Source organism: Empedobacter sp. UBA5036 (assembly GCF_002415215.1).
GTDB classification, from domain to species: Bacteria; Bacteroidota; Bacteroidia; order Flavobacteriales; family Weeksellaceae; genus Empedobacter; species Empedobacter falsenii_B.
Map to the genome: position 1 here is coordinate 33,136 of NZ_DICC01000041.1, position 7,616 is coordinate 40,751.

The 7,616-nt window shown below is 32.0% G+C and carries 6 protein-coding genes; 4 read left to right on the forward strand and 2 right to left on the reverse strand.

Annotated features, from left to right (window positions below; all coding sequences use genetic code 11):
- Positions 1-76: 76 nt before the first annotated feature.
- From B4J88_RS07425 to B4J88_RS07440, 4 genes are all read left to right on the forward strand, one after another.
- Positions 77-1,375, forward strand: coding sequence for a radical SAM/SPASM domain-containing protein (locus B4J88_RS07425; protein ID WP_291067088.1), 1,299 nt, complete (start codon positions 77-79; stop codon positions 1,373-1,375).
- A gap of 3 nt (positions 1,376-1,378) precedes the next feature.
- The gene (locus B4J88_RS07430) at positions 1,379-3,562 is read left to right on the forward strand and encodes a peptidase domain-containing ABC transporter (RefSeq protein ID WP_291067090.1); all 2,184 of its coding nucleotides are present in this window, start codon (positions 1,379-1,381) and stop codon (positions 3,560-3,562) included.
- Between the two features lie 359 nt (positions 3,563-3,921).
- A complete protein-coding gene (locus tag B4J88_RS07435) occupies positions 3,922-4,170 on the forward strand; it encodes a hypothetical protein (RefSeq protein ID WP_284584294.1) in 249 nt (82 codons plus the stop codon).
- A 68-nt stretch (positions 4,171-4,238) separates the two neighbouring features.
- On the forward strand, positions 4,239-4,967 hold the full coding sequence (locus B4J88_RS07440) for a hypothetical protein (RefSeq protein ID WP_286496922.1): 729 nt from the start codon (positions 4,239-4,241) through the stop codon (positions 4,965-4,967).
- Between the two features lie 275 nt (positions 4,968-5,242).
- On the opposite strand, the gene B4J88_RS07445 is transcribed toward B4J88_RS07440, so the two are convergent.
- Positions 5,243-6,394 (reverse strand): IS91 family transposase, encoded by a 1,152-nt coding sequence (locus tag B4J88_RS07445; protein ID WP_291067093.1) that lies wholly within the window; start codon positions 6,392-6,394, stop codon positions 5,243-5,245.
- Positions 6,391-7,251, reverse strand: coding sequence for a tyrosine-type recombinase/integrase (locus B4J88_RS07450; protein ID WP_291067095.1), 861 nt, complete (start codon positions 7,249-7,251; stop codon positions 6,391-6,393). The genes B4J88_RS07445 and B4J88_RS07450 overlap by 4 nt, the downstream gene beginning before the upstream one ends.
- Positions 7,252-7,616 lie beyond the last annotated feature (365 nt).

Consider the following 7,616-nt stretch of genomic DNA (forward strand, 5'->3'; position numbering starts at 1 on the left):
TTTTTACAATAAGAAAGGAAGACCTAATTTACAACAGGTCTTCCTTTAATTTTAGTAATCAAAAATATAACTTATTATGAGATTTAGTATGTATAATTTATTTCTTCCTTTTGAAAGAAAAATGTTAGCGTATAATTCCGTAAATGATAAATTTATGCTATTAGAATATGCACTTTATGATTTACTTCAAGCTGCTATAAATGAAAGTAACCCAATAGGGCTTCAAGAAATACACCCAGATTATTTTAATGCATTACTTCAAAATGGTTTCATTGTAGATAAAGAAAAAGATGAATATGCCGAAATAAGGGAAATAATAATAAATACAGACCAAGATGAAAGCTTTTTTAACATTATCATAAACCCAACAATGAACTGTAATTTCAAATGTTGGTATTGTTATGAAAACCACATTAAAAGTTCAAAAATGTCTGAAGACATAATTAACAAAGTCTATAAACTTATTGACAATGTTACTTCTAAAGAAAAAACAAAAAACTTGTATTTGAGTTGGTTTGGAGGAGAACCTTTGCTGTATTTTGATAAAGTAATGATTCCAATATTGGAATATGCAAATCATAAAACTATTGAAAAAAATATTGGATTTGAGTCAGATATAACTACAAATGGTTATCTGATAAATCAAAAAATGATTGACAATTTTATCAAATACAACATAACTCATAATCAAATTACTTTAGACGGTCATCGTGATTTACATAATACCGTAAGAAATGTGAATGAAAAAAGAGGTTCTTATGATGAAATCATTAACAATGTTAAATTACTTTGCAAAAATAATATAAGCACAACTTTAAGAATTAATTTCACAAACGAAACATTAAACACCGTTTTAAATGTTATTGAAGACATTAGTGATATTAGTAATGATGACAGAGAATGGTTAGAGATTAGTTTCCATCAGGTATGGCAAACAAAAGAAAAAGGAAATTTAGAAATGTCAGAGAAATTAAAAGCAATAAAGAAAACTTTCAGAGATAATAACTTTTTTGTTTCAGGAAATACACGAGATAATATTAGAAATTCTTGTTATGCTGACAAAACTAATGAGGTGGTAATTAACTATAACGGAGACGCTTTTAAATGTACCGCTCGGGACTTTACAAAAAACAATAGAGAAGGTGTCTTACAAGAAGATGGAACAATTGATTGGTTTGAAAAAAATAGCACTCGACTTATGGCTAAATTAAATAATAAACCGTGCCAAACCTGTCCTATTCTACCTTTATGTGGTTCAGGTTGCTCACAAGTTGCTTTTGAAAATAATGGAGAAGATTACTGCGTTTATGACTTTGATATAGAGAAGAAAAAAGAAGTTGTAAAAGAACATTTTATAGAATGTATGAATTTATAATCAATGAAGTTTATCCCTCAACACGACCAAATGGATTGTGGTCCTGCCTGCTTGGCAATGATTACAAGTAAATATGGTAAAAATTATTCATTACAATATTTAAGAGAAAATTCTTTTTTAACAAAGGATGGAGTTTCTTTATTGGGAATAAGTGAGGCTTCTAAAAAGATTGGTTTTGAAACCTTAACCGCAAAATTAAGTGTTGAAAAACTAATCACAGAAAAAGATTCTCTTCCTTGTATTTTACATTGGAATCAAAATCACTTTGTGGTTTTAAAAAAAATTACTATAGGTCTTTTCAATCAAAATTATTATTTTCACATAGCCGACCCCGCTCACGGATTTATTAAACTAAACGAAGAAAATTTTGCTAAATCTTGGATAGCAGATAATAAAAAAGGGGTTGCTCTTTTTCTGAATCCAACAGAAGAATTTTATAGGCAAACTCCAAAAAAAGAAGAAAAATTATCTGTAAAACATCTTTTTAAGCATTTATCTCCTTTCAAAAAGCAAATAAGCACAATGTTTGTTTTGTTGCTTTTGGGAAGTTTACTTAATCTTATTTTTCCTTTTCTTACTCAAAACCTTATAGATAAAGGAATTAACTCTAAAAACCTAAACGTAATATCGCTTATTTTATTAGCTCAATTAGGTGTTTTTCTTGGAGTGCTTACTTTTGAAATTATCCGAAATTGGTTAATGCTTTATGTAGGAACAAAGTTAAGTATCAATATTATTTCCGATTTTCTAAAAAAAATGCTCAAACTCCCGATTAAGTTTTTCGACACCAAAATAATGGGAGATTTTCAACAACGTATTCAGGATAACGAACGAATAGAAGATTTTTTAACCTCTCAAAGCCTTACCACTTTTTTCTCTATAATTACATTTTCTGTGTTTTTTGGAGTTCTTTTATACTACGATTACAAAATATTATCGGTTTATTTGGTTTTGACTATTATTTCAGTTCTTTGGTCTTTTTATTGGTTAAAAAAACGGAGAATATTAGATTATTTTCGTTTTCAACATCGAAGTGAAAACCAAGAATCCATATACGAAATGCTGAATGGAGTTACTGAAATGAAGCTCAATCAATACGAAGATTTAAAACGTAATGAATGGGAAAAAATTCAGCACAAATTATTCAAGCTTAATATTCGTATTCTAAAAATTGACCAACTCCAATCTTCGGGTTTTGAGTTTATCAATCAAACTAAAAATATATTAGTAACATTTTTAGCTGCTACTTTAGTTGTTAAAGAAAGTATGACTTTAGGAGAACTATTGGCAATTTCCTACATTATCGGACAAATGAACTCTCCTGTAAATCAATTAGTTGGTTTCTTTCGTTCTTTACAGGACGCAAAATTAAGTTTAGAACGCTTAAACGAAGTTCAAAATCAAGAAAGTGAAGAACAATCAAATTTAACTAATCTAAAAACCAAAGAGTTAGGCATAAGATTTAAAAATGTTTCTTTTCAATATGAAGGACCAAAATCTCCTTATGTTCTTAAAGACATTAACCTTACAATTCCAAACGGAAAAATAACGGCTATTGTTGGAGCAAGTGGAAGTGGAAAAACTACTTTAATGAAGTTACTCTTACGATTTTATGACCCCACAAAAGGACAGATTTTTTTTGATGAAGAAAATATTTTAAGCCTTTCTCCTAAAAATATTCGTGAAAATTGTGGCGTTGTTATGCAAGACGGATATATTTTTTCTGGTACAATAGAAAGAAATATAGCAACAGGAGATGAAATTATTGATAAGGAAAGGCTGAAAAAATCCATTCAAATTGCTAATATTGAAGATTTTATAAATAATATTCCTTTAGGATTTAACACCAAAATAGGAGCTTCTGGAAATGGAATTTCGGGAGGACAAAAACAAAGAATTTTAATAGCAAGAGCAGTCTATAAAAATCCTCATTACATCTTTTTTGATGAGGCAACAAGTGCTTTAGATGCTGATAACGAAAAGATAATTCACGATAATTTACAGGAATTTTTCAAAGGAAAAACAGTTTTAATTATAGCACACAGACTTTCAACCGTAAAAAACGCAGACCAAATAATTGTATTAAAAAACGGAGAAGTTGTCGAAAAAGGAAATCATCACGAATTAGTAAAAAACAAAGCTGACTATTATAATTTAGTAAAAAATCAGTTAGAATTAGGAAACTAAAAAAGTATGGCTTCACACAACAAGGGTTTTGCAAGATTGCGGGTTAAGTGCTAAGTTTTAAGTTTTTGCATATCTTTGGGGTTCAGAGCTTAACCGAAGTTTGGGTTTCTTTAGTCCGCAACCTCGCAAAGCCCCGAAACGTTAGTGGCAAGTTTTAACAGCATGACGTCCAAGATTTACGATTTATTAAAATAGTTTTGTAGAACATATTTTTCAAAGTTCTCAAATAAAGTCACTCACTACGAAAGAGATTAAATCGTATTTTGTAAACAAATTGATTAGATAAATGATTACCAATAAGGGAACTAATTCCAACCTACTGCAGGTAGCAGATTAATTAATTTAAAACAAAAAATTACATGAAAAGATTAGTTTTCACATTAGGTTTTATGCTAATAGGAACATTTACTTTTGCTTCAAGTGAAAAGATTGAAGTATCAAAGATTGAAGAATCTAAAACTATTGTTCAAAAAGAAGATTGTGAAGCAAAAAGAGCTTTAACAATTGAAGTATTTGAAGAGGCTAACTTAGGATTATCTTCAAATGAGTTAATTGAACTTGGAGACGCTATGTATAATATTTGTACATTTAACAATATGAATAGATAATCATTATTTTTTTATTTTGATCCTTTAATTATTAAAGGATCAAAATAAATATTAATTATAATTTAAGTATGAAAACAATTAAAATTTTATTATTATTACTATTTACTTATAATCTATCTGCTCAAGAAATAGCAAATACATTTATATATAAATTTTATAATGCTTATGACTCTGAAAAAATTACAGCTTTAAATAAAAAAGGAATTTATGTAAAATTTGACGATTCAATTACATATATACTTGAACAAAATGATTCAATAGGAACTTTTAAAGCCGAGTCTAAACTAAATAATTCTCAAGGTACTAGCGTCGATTTAACAGAAGTATTTATAAAATCTCAAGGAGATTTTTTTTATGATTACAAAAAAAATATTGTTTTGAATAGTAAAAGAGATTACGTAATTAAAATTGATGAAAATGATTTTACTTGGGATATTATTGCAGACAACATTTCTTGTATGGAGGAACGTATATGTAAAAAAGCTAAGTTTACAAAAATAGAAAAAGGGGTAACAAAGGATAGAGAATATACAATTGAAGTTTTATATGATGACAGTTACCCAAAGAATGTATTACCATTTGGACTTTTAGGTCTTAAAGGATTAATTGTTAAAATTAATTTTAATGGCAATCAAGAAGTTATCTTAGAAGATATGAAATATAATAAAAACATCAAAATAAAACCTTTAAAAGATAATAGAAAAATAATAACTCAAAAAGAATTAGATGAAATTTTAAACAATAAAATGCTGGAAATGAGAGAAAAAAGAAATTCAAGAGTTATTATTTCTAATTAAAACTGCCACCAATAACTAAGCTTTCGTCTTGCCCGGAGGGCTAGAGATGAAAGCCCGTTGAACGAAATGAATATTCAACGAATACTAAAAAAAATAACACTTATGAGTTAAACCGGAGTAGCTTTATGTATTATGGAGTTTTCGAAGTGTAGCTTTAAGATATACCAGCAGTAATTTTACAATTACTGCTTTTTTTGTGGTTGTACTTGTGCATTTTCTGTTGTTTTATGCGATTTTTGGATGCAATGAAGCACAAATTCCCTTACCCGTAAAAGTTAATTCACAGAAGCAAGTTTGTTTCCGATAAGATACTTTTCTGGCGGACCTCTTTGTCCAAAAACGTGCAACGTAACCAGATTCCCCACTTTACAACAATAACATTTTCGATGTTGTGTTTTAGGCTCTACTAATGCTCGCGCAACGTGTAATTCTTCTTGTAACTGCTGTAGTTTGCCACGTTTCCAACTGCTGCTTAAAATTCCGTAGTGCCGTATGCGAACAAATCGTTTCGGTAAAACATGCAAGCTAAAACGGCGGATAAACTCTTCATGGCTTAAAACCATCTGCTTTTTGATGCCTTTTTGGCGGTAATCTTTGTAAGAAAAAGTTACCGTTTCCGCGTCAATTTTCCTGATTCTCTGGTTGCTGATGGCGATTTTGTGGGAATAACGACCTAAATATTCTACCACAGATTTTGGGCTTCCAAAAGGCTTTTTGGCGTAAACCACCCAAGGTTTTTCCCACAGATTTTGCCTGATTTTGGTATATTCTTTAAGGTTTTTATCTTTTAATTTCTCACAAAATTTAGCCCTGAAAACTTTGCTCAAAGCCTTTACAGAAAACAAAAATTTACCGTCACTTCTGATGTTTTTCCAAGCTCCGCTTTCATCCACACCACCGCCCGGAACAATGCAGTGCAAATGTGGATGAAGGCTCAGATTCTGTCCCCAAGTGTGCAAAACAGCAATCATTCCCATTTGGAGATTTTTGTTTTTGCCAAACGTTTGAAGCGTTTCCCAAGCCGATTCAAATAAAATATCATACAACATCTTGGGCTCGTGAAGTGCGGTTTTGTTCAATACATCCGGAAGCGTAAAAACCACGTGGAAATAAGGTACCGGAAGCAGTTCGGTTTCCCGATTCTCAATCCATTGTTCTCGTTTTTTTCCCTGACATTTTGGGCAGTGACGGTTTCGGCAGGAGTTGTAACTGATGCTTACATTTCCACATTCATCACAAGCATCGATATGACCGCCCAAAGCCGAAGTTCTGCACTTTTTTAAGGCAAATAAAGTTCTTAACTGCCAAGAATTAAGTTCTAAATTTTCCAATTTTGAACCTAAAATATTTAAAACATCGGCGACTTCGTATTGAGGTTGAGATTGAGGTTGAACTGACTGTTTTTTTGAGGTTTTAAAACCGCTCATTTCTTCCCAAATTCTGAAAAAAGGGTATCGAGCGGTGAAAAGAGTTTTTGGGTTGAAAGCTGGGCAATTTGAAGATAAACCAGCGTCGTATCAATACTTTCGTGACCGAGAAGATTTTTGATGCTCAAAATATCCATCCCATCTTCCAGAAGATGCGTCGCAAAACTGTGACGAAGCGTATGAACGCTTACTTCTTTCAGGATGTTTGCCGTTTTTGATGCCTGTTTTACCGCCCACTGAACGCCGCGCTGGGAGTAACGGGAATCAAACTCTCCGCCAGCTCTTCCTTCTCGTGGCATTCCAAAGAGATAATCTTCCGGTTTTTCAGCTTCGATATACTTTTTGAGTCCCCGAATCAAATGATCGGAAAGTGGCAAATAACGGTCTTTTTTGCCTTTTCCCTGAACCACTTTCAACTGTTTTCTGTCAAAATCTAAGTCGCATAAACGGAGATTTCGAACTTCCATACATCGCAATCCGCAGCCGTAAAGAATGCCGATTAAGATTTTATGTTTTAAAAGTTTACAGCCGGACAACATCTGCCAAACCTCCTGTTTACTAAGCACTACAGGCAGTTTTTTCTCTTTTTTAATTTCCGGAAGACTCAAAAAATCATAACTTAAACCTTCCGATTTTAGCAGAAACCGAAGTCCGTAAACGGTGTGTTTAAAATACGATTGTGATGGAGATTTAGATTTTTTCTGTAGATAAAAAAGGTAATCGTGAATTTGCTCGGGATCCAATTCTGTAGGAATTTTCCCGAAATGTAGCGACACCGCAGCGACGTGTCTGGAGTAATTTTGAAAGGTACTTTGGCTTCTTCCCAACACCGAAACCGTACGTTCAAACCTTTGCAAAAGCTCCGCAAATCCCGGAACTTCGCGCTTTGCCTGATTGATGATTTTGTTTTCTCTAAGCTCTTCTACACTCTTTTTTTTGTTGCCATTCTATTGATTTTTTAATTAACTTTACAAAGTAACTAATTTATGCGAATGGTAAAGCTACCGAAGGTTTAGTTCAACAAGGGTTTTGCAAAATGGCGGGGTTACGTCTAAATTGAAAGTTTGTGCATTTTAATCCGCAAAAGCCAATTTTATTGGCTTTTTTTCATAATTTAGCAAATAGAAATTGGCTTTTGCTACGTTCCGTCTAAATCGAAACTTTCCGCTTCGATTTTCCGCCACTTCGCAAAGCCCCGAACCGTTACCTGCAACCCTTTCCA